This is a genomic window from Ruegeria sp. CI5 (assembly GCF_056536885.1).
The window spans coordinates 40,931-64,034 of sequence record NZ_JBQFQN010000008.1 but is presented as its reverse complement, the minus strand read 5'-3'; the positions used below and the strand labels follow the sequence as shown (position 1 = coordinate 64,034).

General features: G+C 59.2%; 22 protein-coding genes and 1 tRNA gene. 18 read left to right on the top strand and 5 right to left on the bottom strand.

The window, feature by feature from the left end; translation table 11 throughout:
- The first annotated feature begins 282 nt into the window (after positions 1-282).
- The gene (locus ACR0BA_RS17910; RefSeq protein ID WP_480729253.1) at positions 283-1,170 is read left to right on the top strand and encodes a sulfotransferase domain-containing protein; all 888 of its coding nucleotides are present in this window, start codon (positions 283-285) and stop codon (positions 1,168-1,170) included.
- A 108-nt stretch (positions 1,171-1,278) separates the two neighbouring features.
- On the opposite strand, the gene ACR0BA_RS17905 is transcribed toward ACR0BA_RS17910, so the two are convergent.
- Complete coding sequence (locus ACR0BA_RS17905) at positions 1,279-2,058, bottom strand: MOSC domain-containing protein (RefSeq protein WP_480729252.1); 780 nt, start codon at positions 2,056-2,058, stop codon at positions 1,279-1,281.
- 397 nt (positions 2,059-2,455) lie between these two features.
- On the opposite strand from ACR0BA_RS17905, the gene ACR0BA_RS17900 reads away from it, so the two are divergent.
- The 11 genes from ACR0BA_RS17900 (at position 2,456) to ACR0BA_RS17850 (ending at position 13,816) form a co-directional block, all read left to right on the top strand.
- The gene (locus tag ACR0BA_RS17900; protein WP_093965439.1) at positions 2,456-3,775 is read left to right on the top strand and encodes an ABC transporter substrate-binding protein; all 1,320 of its coding nucleotides are present in this window, start codon (positions 2,456-2,458) and stop codon (positions 3,773-3,775) included.
- Between the two features lie 79 nt (positions 3,776-3,854).
- Positions 3,855-4,802 carry a carbohydrate ABC transporter permease gene (locus tag ACR0BA_RS17895; RefSeq protein WP_170332156.1) on the top strand — a complete coding sequence of 316 codons (948 nt, stop codon included), beginning with the start codon at positions 3,855-3,857 and terminating at the stop codon, positions 4,800-4,802.
- On the top strand, positions 4,799-5,737 hold the full coding sequence (locus ACR0BA_RS17890; RefSeq protein WP_010442361.1) for a carbohydrate ABC transporter permease: 939 nt from the start codon (positions 4,799-4,801) through the stop codon (positions 5,735-5,737). Before ACR0BA_RS17895 ends, ACR0BA_RS17890 begins: the two co-directional genes overlap by 4 nt.
- The gene (locus ACR0BA_RS17885) at positions 5,734-5,922 is read left to right on the top strand and encodes a hypothetical protein (protein ID WP_093965435.1); all 189 of its coding nucleotides are present in this window, start codon (positions 5,734-5,736) and stop codon (positions 5,920-5,922) included. Before ACR0BA_RS17890 ends, ACR0BA_RS17885 begins: the two co-directional genes overlap by 4 nt.
- A 2-nt stretch (positions 5,923-5,924) precedes the next feature.
- Positions 5,925-7,022 carry an ABC transporter ATP-binding protein gene (locus tag ACR0BA_RS17880; protein WP_480729249.1) on the top strand — a complete coding sequence of 366 codons (1,098 nt, stop codon included), beginning with the start codon at positions 5,925-5,927 and terminating at the stop codon, positions 7,020-7,022.
- Positions 7,015-8,007 (top strand): ABC transporter ATP-binding protein, encoded by a 993-nt coding sequence (locus ACR0BA_RS17875; protein ID WP_480729247.1) that lies wholly within the window; start codon positions 7,015-7,017, stop codon positions 8,005-8,007. The genes ACR0BA_RS17880 and ACR0BA_RS17875 overlap by 8 nt, the downstream gene beginning before the upstream one ends.
- A 10-nt stretch (positions 8,008-8,017) precedes the next feature.
- On the top strand, positions 8,018-9,640 hold the full coding sequence (locus ACR0BA_RS17870) for a dihydroxyacetone kinase subunit DhaK (RefSeq protein ID WP_480729245.1): 1,623 nt from the start codon (positions 8,018-8,020) through the stop codon (positions 9,638-9,640).
- A 7-nt stretch (positions 9,641-9,647) separates the two neighbouring features.
- Positions 9,648-10,706: a LacI family DNA-binding transcriptional regulator gene (locus ACR0BA_RS17865; RefSeq protein WP_170343496.1), complete on the top strand. Its 1,059-nt coding sequence runs from the start codon at positions 9,648-9,650 to the stop codon at positions 10,704-10,706.
- Positions 10,707-10,732: 26 nt separating this feature from the next.
- Positions 10,733-11,788 (top strand): sugar phosphate isomerase/epimerase family protein, encoded by a 1,056-nt coding sequence (locus ACR0BA_RS17860; RefSeq protein ID WP_480729243.1) that lies wholly within the window; start codon positions 10,733-10,735, stop codon positions 11,786-11,788.
- A complete protein-coding gene (locus ACR0BA_RS17855; RefSeq protein WP_480729241.1) occupies positions 11,788-12,942 on the top strand; it encodes a Gfo/Idh/MocA family protein in 1,155 nt (384 codons plus the stop codon). Before ACR0BA_RS17860 ends, ACR0BA_RS17855 begins: the two co-directional genes overlap by 1 nt.
- Before the next feature lie 496 nt (positions 12,943-13,438).
- Positions 13,439-13,816, top strand: a complete 378-nt coding sequence (locus ACR0BA_RS17850; RefSeq protein ID WP_170342917.1) for a hypothetical protein — start codon at positions 13,439-13,441, stop codon at positions 13,814-13,816.
- A 111-nt stretch (positions 13,817-13,927) separates the two neighbouring features.
- On the opposite strand, the gene ACR0BA_RS17845 is transcribed toward ACR0BA_RS17850, so the two are convergent.
- The 4 genes from ACR0BA_RS17845 to ACR0BA_RS17830 all read right to left on the bottom strand — a co-directional run bounded on the left by ACR0BA_RS17845 (position 13,928) and on the right by ACR0BA_RS17830 (position 17,623).
- A tRNA-Arg gene (locus ACR0BA_RS17845) sits at positions 13,928-14,004 on the bottom strand.
- Positions 14,005-14,068: 64 nt separating this feature from the next.
- Entirely contained in the window at positions 14,069-15,451 is a 1,383-nt protein-coding gene (locus tag ACR0BA_RS17840) for a sensor histidine kinase (RefSeq protein WP_480729239.1), read from the bottom strand.
- An 18-nt stretch (positions 15,452-15,469) separates the two neighbouring features.
- Positions 15,470-16,888 (bottom strand): dihydrolipoyl dehydrogenase family protein, encoded by a 1,419-nt coding sequence (locus ACR0BA_RS17835; RefSeq protein WP_480729237.1) that lies wholly within the window; start codon positions 16,886-16,888, stop codon positions 15,470-15,472.
- Positions 16,889-16,891: 3 nt separating this feature from the next.
- Positions 16,892-17,623 (bottom strand): TVP38/TMEM64 family protein, encoded by a 732-nt coding sequence (locus ACR0BA_RS17830; protein WP_480729235.1) that lies wholly within the window; start codon positions 17,621-17,623, stop codon positions 16,892-16,894.
- Between the two features lie 295 nt (positions 17,624-17,918).
- Here ACR0BA_RS17830 and rpmH point away from each other — a divergent pair, with 295 nt between their 5' ends.
- The 6 genes from rpmH to ACR0BA_RS17800 all read left to right on the top strand — a co-directional run bounded on the left by rpmH (position 17,919) and on the right by ACR0BA_RS17800 (position 22,994).
- Entirely contained in the window at positions 17,919-18,053 is a 135-nt protein-coding gene (gene rpmH, locus ACR0BA_RS17825; RefSeq protein ID WP_005980833.1) for a 50S ribosomal protein L34, read from the top strand.
- A gap of 26 nt (positions 18,054-18,079) precedes the next feature.
- Positions 18,080-18,502 carry a ribonuclease P protein component gene (gene rnpA / locus ACR0BA_RS17820; RefSeq protein ID WP_170342922.1) on the top strand — a complete coding sequence of 141 codons (423 nt, stop codon included), beginning with the start codon at positions 18,080-18,082 and terminating at the stop codon, positions 18,500-18,502.
- Complete coding sequence (yidD, locus tag ACR0BA_RS17815) at positions 18,499-18,738, top strand: membrane protein insertion efficiency factor YidD (protein WP_170366389.1); 240 nt, start codon at positions 18,499-18,501, stop codon at positions 18,736-18,738. Before rnpA ends, yidD begins: the two co-directional genes overlap by 4 nt.
- Before the next feature lie 78 nt (positions 18,739-18,816).
- Positions 18,817-20,439: an acyl-CoA dehydrogenase family protein gene (locus ACR0BA_RS17810; RefSeq protein ID WP_480729234.1), complete on the top strand. Its 1,623-nt coding sequence runs from the start codon at positions 18,817-18,819 to the stop codon at positions 20,437-20,439.
- Between the two features lie 42 nt (positions 20,440-20,481).
- Complete coding sequence (ttcA, locus tag ACR0BA_RS17805; protein ID WP_480729233.1) at positions 20,482-21,375, top strand: tRNA 2-thiocytidine(32) synthetase TtcA; 894 nt, start codon at positions 20,482-20,484, stop codon at positions 21,373-21,375.
- Positions 21,376-21,656: 281 nt separating this feature from the next.
- Positions 21,657-22,994, top strand: coding sequence for a putative bifunctional diguanylate cyclase/phosphodiesterase (locus tag ACR0BA_RS17800; protein WP_480729231.1), 1,338 nt, complete (start codon positions 21,657-21,659; stop codon positions 22,992-22,994).
- Positions 22,995-23,104 lie beyond the last annotated feature (110 nt).

The window sequence follows — 23,104 nt, the reverse complement described above, 5'->3', positions numbered from 1 at the left end:
TCAGGCTGGTAAATCATGCCCTTGGACTGAAGACCAGCGCAGTCCAAGGGAAAGAATGAACGGCGGCTAGATTTCGTTCTGCGGGCATTGAGCGCTGCTTGCTGGACAGAACCCTGAGCGGTCTTTGGAAAAACGCATAGGTGCTGCTCCGCTCTCATTCTGTTGCCAGCCTATCTCAACAAGGCAGCAACTGGCTTTTTAGGCTTTCTGCCATGAGAACCAGTCGCCTTTCACTTTCGTTCCACTTTTCCTGAACCAATTCGCGCGGAGGAATTTTCAGACGTGAAAAACCGAAAGCTCTACCTTGGCCACCTGACCGACAATAGACGCTGGGATATGGTTCGCATCCGCCCCGATGATGTGTTCGTAGTGACACCTCCGAAATGCGGCACGACCTGGATGCAAACCATCGTATCGCTGTTGTTTTCTGGTGATCCCGAAGTTGAAACGGAGTTGTCAGTGAAAATGCCTTGGGTAGACATCCGAATCCGAGAGATGCCTGAAGTCGCAGAGCGGCTCGAAGCCATGCAGCATCGGCGCAGCATGAAAAGCCACACACCGATGGATGGGTTACCTCTGGATGATCAAGCACAGTACATCTGCGTTTTTCGTCATCCCCTCGATGCGCATTTCTCGTTTCGCAAACACATCAGAAACATTCCAATGACCTGGTTTGACACCTGGTATCCCGAGAACGATGAAGAAGGTATCACATTCCGCCGCTTTCTGGACGGCGGGGCGGAAGGGTTCGATACCGATGCGATGCCACTGGCACATATCATCCGGCATTACAAAGCCGCTGCGGCGCTTTCCGACCGGCCGAACGTATCGCGTTTTCACTACGCAGACATGACCCGGGACTTGAGAGGAACGTTCTTCAGGCTGGCTGACATCTTGGGCACGACCCATTCAGAGGCAGTCATGGATCAATTGGTTCAAGCTGCGACCTTCGACAACATGAAGGACAAAGCAGAACGCTATGCTCCCTCAGGTGGCAAAGGGTTCTTCAAGTCGGATGCCGAGTTTTTCCACAGCGGAACGAGCGGCAAATGGCACGGGAAACTGACGGCGGAAGAACTGGCAAGCTACGACGCGATGATGGATGCACACCTGGATCCCGAAGACCGAGACTGGTTGGAATATGGCTCTCAGGGGAGCCTCGCTGCGTAGACATCGCCACCCCGGGCGAACCAGCGAATAACCAAAAACCGAAGACCTTTTTCTCGATTGAATATGGAACAGAGGTTTCCCGAGGTCGCCAATCTGAGGAGACGGCATTCAGGCAAGCATTTCCCCGGGTTGGCCGACACTTAGGGTTCCGCCTTTGGTCACCTCGACATAGACTCCCATATCCATGTGCCCCATCAGCTTCCTAATAAGATAGGGTATTTTCAAGTCACGCTCGGCCGTATCCGGGTTCACTTCAGTGGCCGCACACCTTTTCGTACGCGATAGTATCTTCAACTCAACATCGCCAAATCTCAGAACTGATCCAACTGCATCCAACTCGGAAAACGAAGGCAAGCCGTCTATCTCGATGTTCGCGCGGAACCGCGCTGGCTGGATCTCTGCGTTCAGTTTTTCACCCAACTCTCTCACCGACGCGCGATTAAGAACGGATATCGCGTTCATCATTTTTGGTGAGACGACGGACACATCCGTAAACCGGTGAGGAGCAGACGAGACGAATTCCGGCAATTCGGGATCTTTCAAGCCGATCTCCGAAGACAGGAAACTTGCCGCATTCATCCGGTCTTCTGGTGTTCGCATATTGAAGCTTTGTGTTTTGCCGTTCGCTTTGATCTCAAGATCTTGGGTCTCAAAATCAAAACTCGTCTCGACGCCTGCCAGCGCTGCCTCATTCAACAGAACAACAAAGCGATCTTTCGGCAGTGGCTGAGGGTTCTGCGCGTCGAACCCGGAGTTGTAGCGCGCAAATCCGAACAGGCGATCACCCGGGATCCCCTCCCCTGCCCGCAGCGTCACGGTTTGCATCGGCTCGGCACTCAAGCCTTTGATTGGGTACCGGTTCAATCTGACGATAGAGAGCGTATTCATACGTCTGCCCCTGTCCAACCGAGTCATGCACGATCCAGAGTGACCCGTGCCGTTTGACGCTATCTCCAATCCTCAAAGGTATCGACCGAATAATCCGCTAGGGCTTCACAAGCGGGTTCCAAAATCCGGTGGCCGCTTGATGGCCGTGATTGTGAGCTGGGCCACTTTTGGAGGGTGCGGCCCTTAAATGCCTCACTGCTGAAAATACATGCACACCGACCAAATGGAATAAAATTACATTACATCAGTGATTTAAAGGAGCACCAATCGTCAACCACCGTCCGCTTGAGGTACGAACCTCAAAAATATCTAGACTTGATGTGCGTACCTCAAATAGCCTTGGAGGTATGCCGCGATTCGCACATCCTCGATTGACGGCGAAAAAAGGGAGGAATGGATGACTTACACAAAACTGGCCTCGGCCAGCGCAATAGTCCTTGCCGCTACTACTCTTTCCACCAAGGCGAATGCTGAAGATCTGACGCTTTGTTGGGCTGCATGGGACCCGGCCAACGCGCTTGTCGAGCTTTCAAAGGAATTCGAAGCCGAATCCGGTCACACGATGAACTTCGAGTTTGTTCCCTGGCCGAATTTTGCGGATCGGATGCTGAACGAGCTGAACTCTGGGGGCAAGCTCTGCGACTTGTTGATCGGCGACAGCCAGTGGATCGGCGGGGGCGCTGAGAATGGCCACTACGTGAAACTGAACGACTTCTTCGATGCTGAAGGCATCAGCATGGACGATTTCGCGCCGGCCACCGTCTATGCATACTCGACCTGGCCCAAGGGCACGCCGAACTACTATGCGCTGCCAGCGATGGGCGATGCGAATGGCTGGTTCTACCGCAAGGACTGGTTCGAAAACCCCGACATCCAAGCCGCTTACAAAGAGGCGACGGGTCAGGACCTCCGCGAGCCTCAATCGCAAAAAGAACTCCTGCAGATCGCGCAGTTCTTCCAAGGTCGTGAGATCGACGGCAAGACTGTCTATGGGGCAGCCATCTTTACCGAGCGCGGCTCGGAAGGGATCACCATGGGTGTGACCGGAGCGCTGTATCCTTGGGGCTTCAAATACGAAAACACGCCGGGTTCCTATGACATGGAAGGCGCCGTGAACTCGCCCGAAGCGGTTGAAGCTCTGGAATTCTACAAGGAATTCTACGAAACGGCGACGCCTCCGGGATATACCAACTCTTACATGGGTGAGAGTCTGGACGCCTTTAAGTCCGGTCAGGTCGCCATGGCGATGAACTGGTTTGCGTTCTTCCCGGGTCTCTACGCCGATCCCAATACCGGCGGCGACAAGATCGACTTCTTTGTGAACCCACCACAAAATCAGGCAGGTTCGACACTGGGCGGACAAGGTATCTCGGTTGTCAGCTATTCTGACAAACAGGACGCCGCACTTGAGTACATCAAGTGGTTTGCACAACCGGACGTTCAGGCCAAATGGTGGGAGCTCGGCGGCTACTCGGCCCATAACTCCGTACTGGAAGATCCGGGTTTTGTTGACAGCCAGCCGTTTGCCGGTGACTTCCTGGAAGCGATGGCCGGGGTGCAGGATTTCTGGCAGGAGCCTGCTTATGCGGAACTGCTGCTGGCGATGCAGAAGCGCATCCACGACTACGTGGTTGCGGACCAGGGCACCGCTCAAGAAGCGCTTGACCTTCTGATCCAAGACTGGACCGAAGTCTTCGAAGACGAAGGCAAGCTGTAGTCCGGACACAGGCAGGAGCGGGTGCAATCCCGCTCCACCTTCACCCGTGAGTCCTAAACCAACAAGAGCTGGCAAAGAGATGTCTGACAGGACCGTAGATCGCGTTGCGCAGGCAACGCCCGAGCGAGTTGCGCGAAAAATCCGAGGATTATCCGACCGCGCAATCGCCTGGATATTCATCTCCCCAACGATTTTTCTATTGCTGGCGATCAACATCTTTCCGTTGATCTGGACCATCCAACTGAGTTTTACCAACTACAAGGCCAACCGGATCGGGCGCGAGGTCAAAGACGTCGGGCTCAGGAATTACGAACGTATCCTGACTGATTCAGACACCTGGCTGAACATGCAGGCGACGGCGCATTTCCTGTTCTGGACGATCTTTTTCCAGGTCCTGATCGGATTCACGCTGGCATGGCTGATCAACAAGAAATTCAAGGGCAACGATCTTTGGACCACGATCATCGTCTTGCCGATGATGCTGTCCCCGGCCGTCGTCGGGAACTTCTGGAAATTCCTGTATCAGCCTCAAATCGGCCTGTTCAACTACATCGTGTCCTGGTTCACGGGCAAGGATCCCTCAAGCTTTGAAATGCTGGGGTCGGTCACTTTGGCCCCTTGGGCGATCGTGATCGTTGACACCTGGATGTGGACCCCCTTCGTGATGCTGATCTGCCTGGCCGGGCTGCGCAGCATCCCCGACTACATCTACGAGGCGGCTGAGATCGACAGGGCCAGCAAGCTGCGGCAGTTCTTTACGATTACCATTCCGATGGTGCTGCCGTTCCTGATGCTCGCGGTGCTGTTTCGAGGGATCGAGAACTTCAAGATGTTCGACCTGGTTGTTCAGCTGACAGGCGGTGGGCCGGGATCTGTAACGGAACTCACCTCAATCAATCTCAAGCGAGAGGCGTTTGAGAAGTGGCGGACGGGCTACGCCTCGGCCTATGCGATCATCTTGTTCGTCACCGTGTTCGGCCTTGCGTCGATCTACGTCAAAGCCCTGAACAAGGTGAAACAGCGATGAGCAGTTTTTCCGTCACTGAACCTTCGAACCGGTCCAAATGGATCGCAGGCTTCCTGGTCATCACTTATGCGCTGATCACGATGATCCCGCTGGTCTGGATCTTGCTGACCGGGTTCAAATCCCCCGCCGACGCGATCAGCTACCCGCCTAAAGTGGTCTTTGACCCAACGCTCGAAGGTTACGTCAATCTTTTCACCACGCGCACCAGGCAAACGCAGGAGTTTCTGGAAGCCAACCCGCCGCAGAACTGGGCCGATGAGATCGTCCGCCAATACGACATGGTGATCGTTGGGCCCTCCAAGTTCGGCGAGCGTTTCATGAATTCGGTCATCATCGGATTTGGCTCGACGTTCTTGAGTATCTTCCTCGGCACGCTGGCCGCCTATGCGTTCAGCCGATTTAAGGTCCCGCTCAAGGACGACCTTCTGTTCTTCATCCTGAGTACAAGGATGATGCCCCCGGTCGCTGTCGCCATCCCGATCTTCCTGATGTTCAGAAACCTTGGGCTGAGCGACACGCATCTGGGAATGATCCTGCTCTATACAGGGGTAAATATCTCTCTGGCGGTTTGGTTGCTGAAAGGGTTCATCGACGAAATCCCCAGAGAGTACGAGGAAGCCGCCCTTATCGATGGCTACACGAGGTTTCAGGCTTTCTACAAAGTGGTGCTGCCGCAAGCCGCCACGGGCATCGCGTCAACTGCGATCTTCTGCCTGATCTTCGCCTGGAATGAGTACGCGTTTGCCGTGCTGCTGACATCTGCGAATGCACAGACCGCACCGCCGTTCATCCCGACCATCATCGGTATTGGCGGCCTGGACTGGCCCGCGGTGGCGGCCGGCGCGACGATCTTCCTGATCCCGGTCATGATTTTCACCATCCTGATGCGCAAACACTTGCTGCGCGGGATTACATTCGGAGCCGTACGCAAATGAGCGAGTTTCTTTCCGGATTGATGCGGCTCCGCCGCGGCCCATGGGAGATGGTCGCAACCATCCTGATTGCACTGGGTGTCTTCATGCTGATGCAGCCGTTTGTCCTTTGGGCCTTCACTTATTCCTTCATCGTCACGCTGATCGGAACCGTCATGTTCATCATCGTCAGCCATTTCCCGGAGTAGAAATGGCCCAGATCGTAGTCAAAAACGTAAAGAAGATGTTCGGCGATTTCACGGCTGTCCGCGAAAGCTCGTTCACGATTGAAGACGGCGAGTTTTTCATGCTGCTGGGGCCATCCGGTTGCGGGAAAACGACGACGCTGCGGATGATCGCGGGATTGGAGCTTCCAACGTCGGGCGAAATCTATCTGGACGGCGAAGAGATCAGCCAGCGGCCGCCATCAGAGCGGGACATTGCCTTCGTGTTCCAGATGTTCGCGCTGTATCCGCACATGAACGTGCGCAAGAACATCAGCTACCCCCTGATATCGCAGGGCATGCCGCGCGCTGCTGTCAAAGCCAAAGTAGAGGAAGTCGCGGGAATACTAGGGATCAAGGACATCCTCGATAGCCCGGTAGGCGGCCTTTCAGGTGGCGACAGGCAACGCGTGGCGCTGGGGCGCGCGATTGTTCGCGAACCCAAGGCGTTCATGATGGACGAGCCGTTGGGCGCTTTGGATGCCGAATTTCGCGAGCACATGGCCGAAGAGTTGCGTGCGCTTCATGATCGCATGGGCGCAACCACTGTTTACGTCACGCACGATCAGTTGGAAGCCATGCAAATGGGCGACAAGATCGTTGTGATGAACAACGCTGTGATCGAGCAATTCGGCACGCCGCAGGAAATCTACGACAAACCGGCCACAATGTTCGTTGCGGATTTTATCGGATCGCCTTCGATGAACTTCCTGCCGTTTCAAGGAAAGGTCGCGCCCGGCTCGGAAGTGGTACGGCTGAATGGCCATGACGAAGCCGTACCCAAACTGATGGAAGGTGCGGAAGGTGACTTGGTTTTCGGCGTTCGACCCGAGCATGTTTTTCTGTCGGATGCCAGCGCCTACCGAGCCAAGGTCCTGGCCGCAGAATATCTTGGAACCACCCAGATCGTGACACTGCAAAGCCCGAACGGAGAGTTGAAAGCCCGGATTGATGCACGCGAAACCGTCAATCCCGGCGAGACGGTTGGATTGGAATTCCGCTCATCCGCAGTGACCCTTTTCGAAAATTCTACCGGACGCGCGTTGAGGTCCGCACTGAACGACGAGGTACTGAGCAATGGCTGAAGTCGTTCTGGAAAACATTTCGAAGTCATTCGGCGACATCAAAGCGGTGGATGATATCTCAATGACGATCCCCAACGGTGCCTTCGTGGTGTTGTTGGGTCCGACGGGTGCGGGAAAAACAACAACGCTGAGATTGATATCCGGGCTTGAGAAGCTGGATTCAGGCACAGTTCGCATTGCCGGGCGCGACGTCGGGATGGATACACCCGCCCAGCGCGACGTGGCGATGGTATTCCAGCAATACTCGCTGTACCCGCATATGACAGTGCGTGAAAACCTGTCTTTCCCTCTGCGGTCGCCGATCCTGAAGACACCAGAGGATGAGATCGCCAGGAAGGTCAACGAAGTCTCGGAGATCCTGCAGATCCCGCACAAGCTGGACAACAAAGCCACCGAATTGTCCGGCGGCGAAATGCAGCGAGTGTCGATCGGACGGGCGCTGGTGCGCGACCCCCAGATATTCCTGATGGACGAACCGCTCAGCTCTTTGGATGCCAAGCTTCGGGCGGATTTGCGGGTCGAACTGAAAAGAATTCAGGCCGACCTTGGGTCAACCTTGCTCTATGTGACCCATGATCAGGTGGAGGCCATGACAATGGCGACGCATATCGGCGTGTTGGAAAACGGCAGGCTGGTTCAATACGGTACTCCCCGCGATATCTACGAAAATCCCGGCAGCGTTTACGTGGCCAGCAGGTTGGGTCTGCCACGGATAAACATCCTGCCGTCCGAGTTGTTCGGAGGCAACCACAAAGGCCCGCAGATTGGTCTTCGCCCGGAAAACATCGTTGAAGGTGAAGGCAGTGAGGCGCGCGTGATACGCGCCGAGCACCTGGGCGATCAAACACGGCTGCACCTGGACCTAAACGGTCACCCGGTCGTGACGTTGATAGATGTCCACCAGGACTATCCGTCTGGAAAAATAATAAAAATCCGCCCCCGTAACCCATTGTATTTTGACGCGTCCGGCGCGCGGGTGAATTAAGGAGCAAAGCATGGCCCAGTTCCTCAACACAAAAGAAACTCTGGTAACAGATGCCATAGACGGTCTTCTGGCCTCCTCTGGAGGGAGGCTTACCCGGCTGGACGGCTACCCGCATATCAAAGTTGTCTACAGGTCGGATTGGGACAAGTCGAAGGTGGCGTTGGTGTCCGGTGGAGGGTCAGGTCACGAACCCGCCCATGCGGGCTTTGTTGGCGCCGGTATGCTGACGGCCGCAGTCTGCGGCGAAGTGTTTGCGTCCCCGTCGGTCGAGGCGGTTCTGGCGGGCATTCTTGCGGTCACGGGTGAGGCAGGGTGCTTGCTGATCGTCAAGAATTATACCGGTGACCGGCTGAACTTTGGGCTGGCCGCTGAACGCGCCCGTGCATTGGGCCGCAAGGTTGAGATGGTGGTCGTCGACGACGACATCGCCCTGCCCGACCTGCCGCAACCACGCGGCGTGGCAGGCACGTTGTTCGTGCACAAAATCGCCGGAGCGCTTGCGGAAAGCGGTGCTGACCTGGACACCGTTGCCAAAGCAGCCAGAAGCACCATCGAAAAGGTTGTCAGCATCGGAATGAGCCTGGACACCTGTACCGTTCCGGGATCTCCGAAAGAAGACAGGATCGCACCCGGCAAAGCGGAACTTGGTTTGGGCATCCATGGCGAGCCGGGTGTGCAGCAAGTCGAATTCTCAAATGCCGTATCGGCCATGTCCACAGTGGTGGAGAAGCTGAGGCAACGGCTTGGGGCCGGGGAATGTGTGGCGTTGGTCAACAACCTCGGTTCCACGACTCCGCTGGAAATGGCTGTCCTAACGCACGCCTTGTCCGAAACCGGTATTGCCCACCATATCATCGGTCCGGCCCCCATGATGACATCGCTAGATATGCACGGGTTTTCTGTTTCCATTCTACCCGTGGATCAGGCCGATTTGTCAGCTCTTGAAGCACCTGTTGATCTGGCCGCGTGGCCCGGGATCAATTCCATCGACCCGATCAAAGTGGCACCATTGCCTGACGGCCTGACGCCGATCGATCCAATTCCTTCGAACAATCCCACCACAAGGGAAACGATCTCGCGCTTGTCTGAACTCCTCATCAACGCTGAGAAGAATCTGAACGAACTGGACGCGAAATCCGGTGATGGCGACACAGGAAGCACATTGGCGACGGCCGCAAGAGCGCTGCAAGGCAGCCTTGACCGCATGCCGCTCGCTGATTTGACTCAGCTGTTCCCGGCGTTGGGCAATGAATTGAGCCAAACCATGGGTGGCTCCTCCGGTGTGATACTAGCAATTTTCTTCAATGCAGCTGGTGACGCATGTGCCAATGGGGCAACCGTAGCCAAATCCCTGGAAGAAGGCCTGAAACGCGTCAGCCAAGTCGGAGGCGCCAAGGTCGGCGACAGAACTATGATTGACGCCTTGGCACCCGCGCTTGCCGCTCTCCCATCGGGGTTGACCCATGCCGCACATGCCGCCCGCGAAGGAGCGAACAATACGGCCAAAATTCGCCGTGCGAAGGCGGGCCGAGCAGCTTATGTTCCCGAAGAAAACCTAGTTGGACATAACGATCCCGGCGCTGAGGCCGTTGCCTTGTTGTTCGAGGGCTTGGCGCGGGAGCTTGAGGGCTGAGGAACACGTGGCAGACCAAAAACAAAAACTAGAATTGGTGAAGAAGCCAACCGTCAATGACATCGCGCGGGTTGCGGGTGTCAGTCTTGCGACTGTGGACCGGGTCTTGAATAGGCGCCCCGGCGTGCGCGCAGTAACCGTTCAGAAAGTACAAAAGGCAATTGATGAACTGGGGTATGTGCGCGACACCGCCGCGGCAAACCTCGCACGAAACCGGGTTTACAATTTCCTTTTTGTTCTGCCGGACACCGACAACGAATTTGTGGAGGCGATCAGCAACCAGATCGCAGAGCAATCCCGTGACCAGTTTATCGAGCGGACTCGCATCACGATCAAAAGGGTCGCTCCGTTTGAACCGCAGGATATCGTCAACATTCTGGATGCTGTCGACAGTTTGGATGTTGATGGGGTTGCCGTTTTCGGACCCGAAACGCCTTCTGTTCGCGATGCGGTGAGACGGCTCAAGGACAAAGGGGTTCCGGTGGTTGCCTTGGTGTCTGACCTGCCGAGTTCCGAGCGAGACCACTTTGTAGGAATTGACAACGTTTCCGCAGGACGAACCGCCGGTCAATTGATGGGACGGTTCGTGCATCGGGAAGGCAAGGTCCTGGTTCTGACTGGCTCTCGTTTGGCACGTGACCACCTCGAGCGTCGCCAGGGCTTTGATCTTGTTGTGGCCGAGGAGTTTCCGCATCTCGAGGTCGTGGCGTCTGTTGAGGGCCGGGATGACCCGGATCTGATTTACAAGATGATGCCCGAGATCTTCGAAACCTATCCGGATCTGGTCGGAATATACTCGTCAGCAGCGGGCAATGCCGGCCTTATTCAGTTCCTTTCGGAAAACAAGCTCAGCAAGGATCTGGTGATCATAGCGCATGAGTTGACTCCGCTTAGTCGAGAGGCTCTGAGGCTTGGCACGTTTGACGCCCTGATCTCGCAAGACACCGGGCACATTGTTCGTTCAGCCGTCCGTCTTCTGCGTGCGACTTCGGACAAAGTCCCATTCAACAAAGCGCAGGAACGTATCCGTATCGACATCTATCTGAGGGAAAATTTACCGCCATAGCGGCTTAGGTTTTGGGGAGGAAACTTATGAAAACGATCAAAGGTCCAGCATTGTTTCTTGCACAATTCGCAGGGGACGAAGCACCGTTCAATTCGTGGGACGCGATTACCAAATGGGCGGCTGACTGTGGATACAAGGGCGTCCAGGTTCCCAGTTGGGATGGCCGGTTGTTCGACCTTGAACAGGCCGCGTCCAGCACCGGTTACTGCGATGACTTCAAAGGCAAAGCCAAGGAAAATGGCGTCGAAGTCACTGAACTGTCAACGCACCTTCAGGGTCAGCTTGTGGCCGTTCACCCGGCCTATGACAGCGCCTTTGATGGCTTTGCCGCCGAGAGAGTCAGAGGAAACCCGAAAGCCCGGCAAGAATGGGCCGTAGACCAGGTTAAAAAAGCATTGTCCGCTTCGAAGAACCTGGGCATTTCGGCGCATGCGACATTCTCGGGCGCGTTGGCCTGGCCCTACGTCTATCCCTGGCCGCAGCGCCCTGCCGGCTTGATCGAAACGGCATTTGATGAACTCGCCCGCCGTTGGGTGCCAATCCTTGATCACGCCGAGGAATGCGGCGTTGATGTCTGCTATGAAATTCACCCCGGAGAGGACCTCCACGACGGCGTGACCTACGAGATGTTCCTCGAACGGACAGGCAATCACCCAAGGGCTTGCATGTTGTACGACCCGTCGCACTACGTACTGCAATGCCTCGACTATCTGGACAATATCGACATCTACAAGGATCGGATCCGGATGTTCCATGTCAAAGATGCCGAGTTCAACCCGACCGGGCGGCAAGGGGTTTATTCAGGATACCAAAGCTGGGTGGATCGTGCCGGCCGGTTCCGGTCGCTTGGTGATGGCCAGGTGGATTTCGGGGCAGTGTTCTCAAAAATGGCGGCGAACGACTTTGATGGCTGGGCTGTGGTCGAATGGGAATGCTGTCTCAAACACCCCGAGGATGGAGCGCGTGAGGGCGCTCAGTTTGTGTCGGATCACATCATCCGTGTGACCGAGAAAGCCTTTGATGATTTCGCGGACGGTGGCACTGACGAAGCCGCCAATCGCAAAATGCTGGGGATCGAATAATGGTTACTGGACGCAGTGAAGAAGCCTCGGGTCGCATTCGGCTTGGCATGGTCGGCGGCGGAAATGACGCCTTCATAGGCGGCGTTCATCGCATAGCGGCGCGATTGGATGACAGGTTCGAACTGGTTGCCGGCGCTTTGTCTTCGACGCCCGAAAAATCCATTGAAAGCGGCCGGGCATTGGGTCTCGAACGGGTCTATGAAGACTTCAAACAAATGGCGATCCGGGAAGCCAGGCTCAAATCCGGGATCGAGGCGGTCTCAATCGTCACGCCAAATCACGTCCACTATGCCGCCGCGCGTGAATTCCTGAAACGTGGGATTCACGTCATTTGTGACAAGCCACTCACCTCGACCCTTGCCGATGCAAAAAAACTGGTCAAAGCGGCGGAAAGCGCGAATGCCCTGTTCATACTGACCCACAACTACACGGGCTACCCAATGGTTCGGCAGGCGCGTGAAATGGTTGCCAACGGCGATATTGGCAAAATCCGCGTCGTCCAGGTTGAATACCCGCAGGACTGGCTGACCGAGCAGCAGGATTTCAAACAGGCGGAGTGGCGAACCGATCCCGAACGCTCCGGCGCGGGCGGATCAACCGGTGACATCGGAACCCATGCCTACAACCTCGCTTGTTTTGTGACCGGGCTGAGGGCGGAAAGCCTTGCGGCGGATCTGCAAGCTTTCGTGCCGGGGCGCCAAGTCGATGACAACGCACATGTCTTGCTTCGCTTCGAAGGCGGAGCACGGGGTATGCTGTGGTCCTCTCAGGTGGCTCCCGGCAACGAAAACGCACTTCGGTTGCGGGTCTACGGCGAAAAAGGTGGGCTGGAGTGGGCTCAGGAAGACCCGAACTATCTCTGGTTCACGCCCTACAACGAACCAAAGCGTCTGATCACCCGCAATGGCGCTGGAGCTGGTGACGCTGCCAATCGCTTGAGCAGAGTTCCTCCGGGCCATCCCGAAGGATATCTTGAAGGGTTCGCCAATATTTACGGAGAGGCTGCTGAGGCGATCCAGGCTTTCCGAAATGGGATTTCACCTCAGGCGTCCGTTGTTTACCCAACCGTGCACGACGGGCTAGACGGCGTCAAATTTGTAGCCGCTTGTGTGCAAAGCTCGTCCAGAAACGCGGCTTGGGTCAAGTTGGAGTAAGTCTGGCTGTGGGCATAGGGTAGGCACCGGATACTGAGCCAGCCAACCCTTCCCTGCCCCTCGGCTCGTCCAACCACCAGTTCGCCGCAGTATTGAAACTCTGTGGCCGCCAAAATCATAGCCCGCCGGGCAAAGCAACTCTTCGCCGCATCGTCCACCAATGGCCGCTCTGCGGACGAAGCCACCAACGCGGCCGGCAAGTACAAATGGCCCGAACCGGCCCACAAAGGAACCATCGGTATGAGCGTCTGTTCAGCACAGCAGCTCAACGATGTCAGCCACCGCTGTCAGAACGATCGCTGCAACAGTAGGCGATTAAGGCAAAACTGGATGGGTACGAATAGCCTCCAACCACCACGTATCCACTGCCGGATTTTGAGGTCTCGGTTTGCGCCTCCAGGCCAAGCAACCCAGCGCGGAAGCCCCCTCGATTTGACGACCCCGTATTTTTTCTGATAGACCGCGCGCCCTTTCCCAAAAATAGGAGGACCTGCAGATGTGGGTAGCATTCTCGACGCCCGAGGGTTCGGGCTTTTTCTCAGCAGTTGCCAAGGATGAAGACGGCAACACCAGCGGGCCGCACATGGGATCCCGCGTCTGCCTGCGGTTTCGCCGCGCACAGGACGCCGAATTGCTGCGCGACTATGGCATGGACGGTCAGGTGATCGAAACACCGGGCGGCGATTACCGTTACCGGGCATTCATACCGCGCAACCACCTCGTGACTGTGCTGATGAACTTGGGCAACCATATGTCTTACCCCAATTTCAAGGCCAGCATCCCAAAAGATGATGTGGCGTTCGAACGCGCCTGCCACGAGGTTTGGGCGGCATTCGGCGAACTACAGGAAGGCGGACCATATGGAATGGGGTGAAACACCCCATTAAACCCAGCGCGGTTGCCTCGAAGTTGTCTTGAGACAGAACACCTCGGATTCACCACATGGGCCATACTGACGAAAACACTGTTTTTCGGGAGTTACCAGTGGCGGACCGAGGAGGATTCGAACCCCCGACCCCTTGATTCGTAGTCAAGTACTCTATCCAGCTGAGCTATCGGTCCGCGTTGGTGAGGCGGTATTTAGACCCGGCGTTCGGGACGTGCAACCCGATTCTTCAAAAATAATTCAAAAACCCATCTCCCCCCGTGGGAGCCTTATTTCAAAGACCGTGCCCTCGGGGCCGGTGCTGGTCAGCACCAATTCTCCCCCGTGGCCGCGCACCAGTTCCTGCGAAATCGCCAGACCCAAGCCCGAGCCACCTTTGCGCACACCACCCTGAAACGGCGTGAACAGATTCTCCTGCGCTCGTGGCGGCAAACCGGGGCCGGTATCTCGAACCTCGATGACCCATGCGTCCTGATCTTCGCAGGCCGAAATCGTGATTTTTCCTGGTTGGCCGGATGTCATCAGTGCTTGGCGTGCGTTGCGCACAAGGTTCATGATGACCCGGAACATCTGTTCCGGATCGGCCCGAACGACCAAGTCTTCGGGAACGTCGTTGGCGATTTCGATACAGCCGCCGTCTACGGCCAGAGCCTCGCTGGACGCTACGTCGGCAGCGATATCGCGCAACCGCACCTTGGTCAGGGTGGGCGCGGGCTCTTCGGCCCGCCCGAAGGCCAGCGTACTTTCGCACAGGGACACCGCCCGGGTGATCGAGTTGACCAGCTTGGGCGCCATCCGTCGGACCAGCGGGTCGTCGCTGGCTTCGATCCGGTCAGTGAACAGCTGGGCCGAGGTCAGGATGTTGCGCAGATCGTGGCTGACCTTGGCCACCGCGCCACCCAGCTGAGCCAGCCTCTCGCGCTGTTTCAGGGCCTGCGTCAGGTCGGTCTGCAGCATCTGCAGGGCTTCTTCAGCCTCGCGCAGTTCGGTCACCTTGGATTGGGGCGAGATGATGCCGCGCGCATCCTCGGGTGCACGGGCGTAACGCTGCATGTAGCCCACCACGCTTTTGATCGGGCGCACCAGAACCACCCGCACCGCGAGGAACAGGAAAAACGCCGTGATGATCGAGATGACAAAGGACAGGCCGAGGATGCGCAAGCCATAGTCGATCATCGCCATACGCAGGGGCGCGCTGTCCATGGTGACTTCGATAAGCAGACCCGCATCCCGCACAGGCTGCCCGATGACGCGAATGACCTGGTTCTCGGGCGTGAAGAAACGGATCATCGCGTCCCGAATGAGAACCCAGGGCCCGGCGTCTCGCAGATCATAGGTCTTGGCGACCTGGTCTGGGATAGGGGAAGACAGCATCAGCTGGCGCACCTCGTCCCGGCGCAGCACCACGTTGTAGACCCCGGCATTGGCCAAAAGCTCGGCCTCCAGCTCGTCGGCCAGCATGTCGTCTGCCAGCAGCGCGAGCGAGGCGATCTGGGCGCGTTCCAGCCGGTTCAGAAGAAAATCCTCTCGGAAGCGCGCGATCGACGGCACGAAGATCAGTACCTCGGCCAACATCACGAAGACCGTCGTCAAGATCAGGAAACGACCCGACAGCGAGTTCAAGTGGCGCTCCTTTCCCGATCAGGGGATCCAGCGCTGGACCAGCCTGACCACTCGTTCAACCATCTGATTCTCAAACAGTCTTGGCGAGAAATAGGCGCCCGCCACCCGTTTGTTAAGCTCTCCGATCGTGGGATAGGGCGACACCATCGCCGCGATCTGGCTCATCTTCAGGTTATTGGCCAGCGCCAGAGACCACAAGTTGATCAGTTCGCCCGCCTGATGACCCACGATTGTGGCCCCCACCGGGCGCCCCTTGACGACCATGACCTTGATGAACCCGGTCGTTTTGCGCTCGGCCACGGCGCGATCGTTATGGGCGTAGTCGAACCGGGCGATCTCGACCCTGTCGCCGTGGCGGTCGCGCGCCTGCGCCTCGGTCAGGCCGACCTGGGCCAGTTCGGGGTCGGTATAGGTCGCCCAGGGGATGTGCACCGTCCTGGCCTTGGACGGCAGCCCGAACAGGGCCGAACGGATGATGACCCCGGCGTGATACCCCGCCACATGGGTGAACTGCAGCCCGCCCGCGACGTCGCCGATCGCATAGACCTTTCGGTTGGTGGTGCGCAGGCTGTCATCCACCTTGATGCCCGTGCGCGTCTGGTCGATGCCGGCAGCCTGCAGGTTCAGTCGGTCGATGTTGGCCTTGCGTCCCACCGCCAGCAGCAGGTGTGAGCCCGCATGGACCGCGCCGTCCTCGGTGACGACCTCGACCGCCCCGGCCTTCCCGCGCACCCGGGCCACCATTGCATGTTCCAGAATTTCGACCCCTTCGGCGCGCAGAGCCTCCAATACCACTGCGGCCGCCTCGGGGTCATCCTTGCCCAGCGCCCGCGCGCCTTCGATCACCGTCACCTTGCAGCCCAGCCGGACATGGGCCTGCGCCATTTCCATGCCGATGGGTCCCCCGCCGATGATCAGCAGGTGGTCGGGCTTGTCGCGCAGGTCGAAGATGGTCTCGTTGGTCTCAAACGGCACGCCATCCAGCCCCGGGATCGGCGGCACCAGCGGGGACGAGCCCGTGGCCAGCACCACGCGACGGGCGGTGATGACGAAATCGCCGGCCTGAACCTGCCTGGGCGACAGAAAGGTCCCCCAGTCGCGAATGACGCGCACGCCGAAACCTTCGAACCGTTCCTGGCTGTCCATGGGCTCAATCTGCGCGATCACGTCCCGCACATGATCCTTGGCGGCGGCATAGTCCACCTGCGGCGCGTGGTCGGCAACGCCGAACGGCGCGGCATGGCTCTGCGCATGGGCCAGCTTGGCGCTGGCCAGCAGGGCCTTGGACGGGACGCAGCCATAGTTCAGGCAGTCGCCACCCATCTTATGCCCTTCCAGCAGGATCACGTCGGCGCCCATCTGGCTGGCCCCGGCAGCCACCGACAGGCCGCCCGACCCGGCCCCGATTACCAGGATGTCGGTCTTGAGCTCTTGCATGGATCAAAGGCCCCTTCGGCCGCGAATGAGTTTGAGGAGAATAGGCAAAGCCGCCAGCGCACACAGCCCCAGGATCGGGCCGATCACGAAAGGCTCGGTCAGCAGCGACAGGTCCGGCGTCTCGCCCCGGTCGAACACGCCACCCAGACCGACGCCGATCCAAGTATAGACGATGCCGCCCGGAATGATGCCCAGCGCCGTGGTCAGCAGAAAGTTCCGGAACTTTACCCCCACCAGCGCCGGCACCAGATTGGCGACAAAGAACGGCACCATCGGCACCAGCCGCATTAGGAACAGCACCGGGATCTCGTTCTCGCGCAACCCGTCCTTGATTCGCTTGACGGTGCCTTCCGAAGCCTCCAGCCGCGCCGTCAACGTCTCACCCAACCCCCAACGGGCCGCCAGAAAGATCGCCGAGGCCCCCACGGTTGCGGCAAATACGTTGAACACGGTGCCCGCGAACAGCCCGAACAGGAACCCGCCCGTCATCGAGGCCACGGCCGCACCGGGCAAAGAAAAGGTGACGATCAGGACGTAAACCAGGATGAAAACGCCCGCCAACGACCAGTAATTGGCATCGCGCCAGGCCAACAGCGCCTCGCGATTGTCGCGTAGGGTTTCAAAGGTCAGGTAGTCGCCCAGCGCAAAAAAGCCGACGACGGCAACCGTCAGGATCACGATCAGGGGAATATGTCGTGCCAGCCCGCTGCGCGACACCTGGGTGGTTTCGGTCATTTCGTCGTCCGGGTTCGAATGCTTCATCTGCCCCACAAGATGCGCACTTGACCCTCTGTGCAACAGGGTCCTCACGCCGGGTTGAACACGCACCGGTTCAATGTGAGAAATCCGCCATCCTCGGGCTGATTCTGAAACTTTTGCCCGGTCGCCCGACAGAATTGTTGCAAAAGGCACGAAAACCCATGCGATGGGGTTTGACTTGCCCGCCGGTTCCCAGTAGAGGACGGGCTTCGAACACCACGGGCAGGCGAATCCGCGCCGCACCCGACCGCCAAAGATTGGAGACGGAGCGATGAAACGCACCTATCAGCCTTCGAACCTGGTTCGCAAACGCCGCCACGGTTTCCGCGCGCGCATGGCCACCAAGGCCGGCCGCAAGATCCTGAACGCACGCCGTGCCCGCGGCCGCAAGTCGCTGAGCGCATAAACCGCGCGACCTTTCAGGTTTTGAACATGACGCCGCCGGAGGCCCCTGTGGATGGCACTGACCACCCCGGGGATATGCCCCCGGCGGCGTCCGTTTGCGCGCCTGCCCTGTCGGTGCTGCGCAAGCGCAGCGATTTCCTCAGGGCCGCACGGGCGCGCAGACAGGGCACGCCTTCCATGATGGTGCAGGCCCGCAAGCGCGCCCCGGATGAGGCCGAGGGCATTCGTGTCGGATTCACCTGCTCAAAAAAGGTCGGCAATGCCGTAGCCCGCAACCGGGCCAAGCGCCGCCTGCGCGAGGCGGCCCGCGCCGTTCTGCCGGACCACGGCCGGGACGGGTGGGACTATGTCCTGATCGGACGGGCCGAGGTGACCGCCGCCCGCCCTTTTGACGCCCTGCTGGACGATCTGCGCCAGGCCCTGCGCAAGATCCACAGCCCGCGCAAATGACCCTGCTTGCCCATATCCTCGCGCTGCCCGTCCGGGCTTACCGGCTGATCTTCAGCCCGTGGGTGGGGTTCAACTGCCGCTATCAGCCGACCTGCTCGGCCTATGCGCTGGAAGCGCTGGAAAAGCACGGCCCGATCAAGGGCGCATGGCTGGCCGCGCGCCGCATCGGGCGCTGCCATCCCTGGGGCGGCGACGGCTATGACCCGGTGCCCGACGACACCCCCGACGCGCCCTGATCTGACACCCCGTCACGCTTGACCCAAGGGGGGTGCGCCGCTGAACATCGGTTTCAGCAACAACTCTCCGAGGCGCCCATGTCCAGATCCAACGCCCGCCAGTCTCTGCCCACGCATGAGGTGACGAACCAACCGCCCGAGCACGGCGACGTTGACCTGTGGGCCTCTGATCCGGTTCTGCGCGATTGCGCCACGCGCGCCGGGGCACGGGCGGCCCCGCTGGCCGCCTACGGGGCCGCTCTGGGCCGAGCCGAAACGCGCGACGCCGGGCGCGACGCCAACCTGCACCCGCCCGAACTCTGCCTGTTCGACCGGGGCGGCCGCCGTCTGGACGAGGTGCGGTTCCACCCGGCCTATCATCACATGATGGATCTGAGCCAATCGGCCGGCTATGCCGCACTTGCCTGGGACGGAGCGCCGGGCGGTCACGCCACCCATGCCGCGATGGTCTATCTGGCCAGCCAGGTCGAGTCGGGCCATTGCTGCCCGCTGACCATGACCTATGCCGCCGTGCCGGCGCTGGCCGCCAATCCCGAACTGGCCGAAATCTGGCGCCCGAAACTGACCGCCGACACTTATGACCCAGCCCCCCGCCCGATCGGAGAAAAACGCTCGGCGACCTTGGGCATGGCGATGACCGAAAAACAGGGCGGCTCGGACGTGCGCGCCAATACCACCACCGCCACCCGCGACGGCGATGCCTGGCGGCTGCGCGGCCACAAATGGTTCTGCTCGGCCCCGATGTCCGACGGGTTCCTCACGCTGGCGCAGGCGCCGGGCGGGCTGACCTGTTTTCTGCTGCCCCGATGGCTGGAAGGCGAGCGCAACGCCATCCATCTGATGCGCCTCAAGGACAAGCTGGGCAACCGCGCCAATGCCTCGTCCGAGGTCGAGTTCCATGACGCGCTGGCCTATCAGCTGGGGGATGAGGGGGCCGGCGTGCGCACGATCATCGAAATGGTGCATCACACCCGGCTCGACACCGCGATGGCACCCGCCGGCCTGATGCGCGCGGCCCTGTCCGAGGCGCATCACTGGGTCAGCCACCGCAGCGCCTTTCAGCGCCGCCTGATCGACCAGCCTCTGATGCGCGCCGTTCTGGCCGATCTGGTGCTGGACTGGGAAGGCGCGCTGACCCTGGGCCTGCGCGTGGCCCGCGCCTTTGACGGAAACACCGCCGAAGACCGCGCCTTTGCCCGGATCGGGGTGGCGCTGGCCAAGTTCCTGTCGAACAAACGCTGCCCCGTCGTGGCGGTCGAGGCGATGGAGGTGCTGGGCGGCATGGGCTATGTCGAGGACACGCCGATGCCGATGATCTATCGCGAAGCGCCCCTGAACGGCATCTGGGAGGGGTCTGGCAACGTGATCTGCCTGGACATTCTGCGCAGCCTTGCGCGCGACCCGCTGGCCGCCCAGACCGTGCAGGCCGAACTGGACGCGGCAACCGGAGCCGACCGCCGTTATGACGCCGCCCTGAAGGCGCATCGCGACCGTTGGCCGACCCTGCCCCCCGAGGCCGAGGCCCGCTGGTTCGCCGAGGCCACCGCGCATCTGCTGACCGCCGCACTGCTGTTGCGCCAGGCGCCCGGTGCGGTGGCCGATGGATACATTGCCTCGCGGGTTCTGGGCGAAAGCGGGCGCATACCCGGATCAGTCTCGGGGCTGGACACTGACACCCTGCTGGGCCGGCTGGCCGGCTAGGCGGGCCTTGCCCGGTCGGCGTATCTGCGGTAGGGGCTGCGCATGTTCGACGAAGCCGACGATATCCATCCGCTGTTTGCCGGTGCGCCCTCGACCACCGAGTTCAAGAAACTGCGCAAACGCATCGTGCGCCAGACGCGCGAGGCGATCGAGCAATACGGCATGGTTGACCCGTCGGCCCACGACAAGGATGGCAAGCCGCCGCGCTGGCTGGTCTGCCTGTCCGGCGGCAAGGACAGCTATACCCTGCTGGCCGTTCTGTACGAGTTGAAATGGCGCGGCCTGCTGCCCGTGGACCTGCTGGCCTGCAATCTGGATCAGGGGCAGCCGGGCTTTCCGGCCACCGTGCTGCCCGAGTTTCTGGAACGCATGGGCGTGCCGCACCGGATCGAGTATCAGGACACCTATTCCATCGTGGTCGACAAGGTGCCGCAGGGGCGCACCTATTGCGCGCTGTGCTCGCGTCTGCGCCGCGGCAACCTGTACCGGATCGCGCGCGAGGAAGGGTGCTCGGCCGTGGTGCTGGGGCATCACCGCGATGACATCCTAGAAACCTTCTTCATGAACCTGTTCCACGGCGGCCGTCTGGCGACCATGCCGCCGAAACTGGTGAACGAAGAAGGCGACCTGTTCGTCTGTCGCCCGCTGGCCCATGTCGCCGAGGCCGACTGCGAGAAATTCGCCAAGGCGATGAACTATCCGATCATCCCCTGCGACCTGTGCGGCAGTCAGGACGGCCTGCAACGCCAGCAGGTCAAACAGATTCTGGACCAATGGGAAAAGAACAGCCCCGGCCGGCGGCAGGTGATGTTCCGCGCGCTGACCAATGCCCGGCCCTCGCACTTGCTGGATCCCAAGCTGTTCGATTTCGCAGGCCTGATGCTGGACCCCGGCAAAAACGGCGAAAATTCGGATGAAATTCCGCTTCTGCGTTAACGTCTGACTCAGAATGATTTCCTAGCCTCCGATTGGACGCAGTTCGCCCAATTGGAAGGCCGGAATCGATGCTGAAAAGGTTCTCACTCCAGAGATTTCAAAATGCTCTGCTGACCGTTCTCGCAATGCCGCAGGTACTGGCATTTGTACCCGCATCATGCCTGGCTGCTTTCTGGCTTGGCGGCGAGACTGCGTTGGTTGTTGTTGCCCTGGGATTGCCTCTCTTGTTTTCGGCTGCCCAACGGCTTCAACCGGGTGCAGGTCTTGGTTCGGCGACGCACATGCGGCCCAGGGGACTGTTACCACGTGATGTTTTCTGCGCCGAGATGGAGTACCTGCACAACACATCGCGGGCAACCGGAGAGGATTCAGCCTGCATCGTTGTGTCACTGGATGATTTCGACGATGTCGAAGAACTGCACGGCACTGCAGCAGCCGACTATGTGGCAGGGCGCTTCTGCGACCGCATTCTGGCGGTGATCCGAAGCGAGGATATTGCAACACGCCTATCTAGAAACACGTTCCTGATCGGGTTGCGGCCCTCACGGCATCTGGACCTAGAAAGCTGCATCCAAACCTCGGGCCGCATACAAAGCACGGTGGAGGAACCGATCCCTTTGGACAATGCCAGCCTCTATCTGTCCTGCTCTGCTGGATTTTGCCTGTACTCTGCCGTTGCCGATGAAGCGCCGGACGGCTGGATCGAGGCTGCTCGGGCCGCGCTGGCCGAAGCACAGCGGAACGGGCCTTCCACGATCCGCGCCTACTCCGAGGCCACGCGACGCAGATCAGTCGCCCATATCAATTTCCGCAAGGAGTTGGAGACCGCTCTGGAAACCGGTCAGATCCGCCCATGGTTTCAGCCACAGATTTCAACGGACACCGGCGACATCACCGGGTTTGAGGCCCTTGCTCGGTGGGAGCACCCTTCCAAGGGAGTTGTCGGGCCGCAGGTGTTTCTGCCTTTTGCCGAACAGGCCAAGCTGATGGACAAGCTGGGCCAGACGATCCGCCACCACGCCTTTCGCGCGATGCGTGACTGGGACTGCGCTGGTGCCGTCATTCCTCGGATCGGCATCAACTTTTCGTCGGACGAATTGCGGGACCCCTCACTTGTTGACCGGGTGCGATGGGAGTTGGACCAGTTCGACCTTTCGCCGGACCGGCTGGCCGTGGAAATCCTTGAAACCGTTTTTTCGCGCCGCCCCGATGATGTCATCACACGCAACGTGACCCAGTTGTCCAAGCTGGGCTGTTGCATCGATCTGGACGATTTCGGCACTGGTCACGCATCATTTTCGTCGATCAAACGCTTTGATGTCTCCCGCATCAAGATCGACCGGTCTTTCGTGTCCAATGCGGACCGGGATCCGTCCCAGCAGCAAATGGTCAGCGCCATTCTGATGATGGCCGAGAGGTTGAACCTTGAAACCCTGGCCGAGGGGGTGGAAACCCCCGGCGAGCACGCGCTGATGGCGCAATTGGGGTGTCACCATGTGCAAGGCTTTGGGATCGGCAAGCCGATGCCGGTCGAGCATACGCTCGACTGGATAAAGGACCGCCGCGCTAAACTGGAAGGCGCACCGCGGATTGGCCGCGAAATGGGCCGGAAATCCTGATTTCGGGGACTGGATTGCCCTACACTCACGATTTCCGGGGCGATTCCGCTTGACCTTTTGGGCTGCACTCTGTTGAACCCTGCGGTGTCTTTCACTGCTCAAGGTGGCTG

What these genes read in the sequence shown, in the direction of transcription:
- rpmH (WP_005980833.1), top strand. Translation starts at nt 17,919, where the DNA reads ATGAAACGCACCTATCAGCCTTCGAACCTGGTTCGCAAACGCCGCCAC.
- ACR0BA_RS17885 (WP_093965435.1), top strand. Translation starts at nt 5,734, where the DNA reads ATGAGCGAGTTTCTTTCCGGATTGATGCGGCTCCGCCGCGGCCCATGG.
- ACR0BA_RS17800 (WP_480729231.1), top strand. Translation starts at nt 21,657, where the DNA reads ATGCGGCCCAGGGGACTGTTACCACGTGATGTTTTCTGCGCCGAGATG.
- ACR0BA_RS17855 (WP_480729241.1), top strand. Translation starts at nt 11,788, where the DNA reads ATGGTTACTGGACGCAGTGAAGAAGCCTCGGGTCGCATTCGGCTTGGC.
- ACR0BA_RS17835 (WP_480729237.1), bottom strand. Translation starts at nt 16,888, where the DNA reads ATGCAAGAGCTCAAGACCGACATCCTGGTAATCGGGGCCGGGTCGGGC.
- ACR0BA_RS17810 (WP_480729234.1), top strand. Translation starts at nt 18,817, where the DNA reads ATGTCCAGATCCAACGCCCGCCAGTCTCTGCCCACGCATGAGGTGACG.
- ttcA (WP_480729233.1), top strand. Translation starts at nt 20,482, where the DNA reads ATGTTCGACGAAGCCGACGATATCCATCCGCTGTTTGCCGGTGCGCCC.
- ACR0BA_RS17890 (WP_010442361.1), top strand. Translation starts at nt 4,799, where the DNA reads ATGAGCAGTTTTTCCGTCACTGAACCTTCGAACCGGTCCAAATGGATC.
- ACR0BA_RS17895 (WP_170332156.1), top strand. Translation starts at nt 3,855, where the DNA reads ATGTCTGACAGGACCGTAGATCGCGTTGCGCAGGCAACGCCCGAGCGA.
- ACR0BA_RS17905 (WP_480729252.1), bottom strand. Translation starts at nt 2,058, where the DNA reads ATGAATACGCTCTCTATCGTCAGATTGAACCGGTACCCAATCAAAGGC.
- ACR0BA_RS17870 (WP_480729245.1), top strand. Translation starts at nt 8,018, where the DNA reads ATGGCCCAGTTCCTCAACACAAAAGAAACTCTGGTAACAGATGCCATA.
- yidD (WP_170366389.1), top strand. Translation starts at nt 18,499, where the DNA reads ATGACCCTGCTTGCCCATATCCTCGCGCTGCCCGTCCGGGCTTACCGG.
- ACR0BA_RS17880 (WP_480729249.1), top strand. Translation starts at nt 5,925, where the DNA reads ATGGCCCAGATCGTAGTCAAAAACGTAAAGAAGATGTTCGGCGATTTC.
- ACR0BA_RS17900 (WP_093965439.1), top strand. Translation starts at nt 2,456, where the DNA reads ATGACTTACACAAAACTGGCCTCGGCCAGCGCAATAGTCCTTGCCGCT.
- ACR0BA_RS17830 (WP_480729235.1), bottom strand. Translation starts at nt 17,623, where the DNA reads ATGACCGAAACCACCCAGGTGTCGCGCAGCGGGCTGGCACGACATATT.
- ACR0BA_RS17860 (WP_480729243.1), top strand. Translation starts at nt 10,733, where the DNA reads ATGAAAACGATCAAAGGTCCAGCATTGTTTCTTGCACAATTCGCAGGG.
- rnpA (WP_170342922.1), top strand. Translation starts at nt 18,080, where the DNA reads ATGACGCCGCCGGAGGCCCCTGTGGATGGCACTGACCACCCCGGGGAT.
- ACR0BA_RS17850 (WP_170342917.1), top strand. Translation starts at nt 13,439, where the DNA reads ATGTGGGTAGCATTCTCGACGCCCGAGGGTTCGGGCTTTTTCTCAGCA.
- ACR0BA_RS17875 (WP_480729247.1), top strand. Translation starts at nt 7,015, where the DNA reads ATGGCTGAAGTCGTTCTGGAAAACATTTCGAAGTCATTCGGCGACATC.